Annotated in this window: 1 pseudogene; it reads left to right on the top strand. The window is 65.7% G+C overall.

From position 1 onward, the window contains the following. Nucleotides 1-271 (top strand): annotated as a pseudogene (locus ACKX14_RS15845) (acetylxylan esterase); the annotation flags it as partial.

Below are 271 nucleotides of genomic sequence, written 5' to 3'. Positions count from 1 at the left end.
CCTGCCCCGCGACGGCCAGCAGGTGGTGCTGGGCGGACAGCCCTGCACCTGGCATGCGCTGGAGACGCTGAACTACAACCTGAACCTCTACCACTTCGCCTGGTCGCGTTCGAAACCCACCAGCAACGTGCTGTTCTGGGTGGCCACCGTGGTCGAAGCGGACCGGGAGCTGCGCGACGTGCGGCTTGCCATCGGCTCCAATGCCGCCTCGGTCTGGTGGCTGGATGGGCATCGGCGGATCGCGCTCTATAATGACCGGCAGACCGTAATC

It is taken from the genome of Thermorhabdus hydrogeniformans (genome assembly GCF_049310025.1).
In the GTDB taxonomy this organism is placed as follows: Bacteria; Bacillota; Thermosediminibacteria; order Thermosediminibacterales; family Tepidanaerobacteraceae; genus JBJYKD01.
Note: the sequence above shows the minus strand (reverse complement) of the source record. Positions and strands in the feature narration are given on the sequence as shown.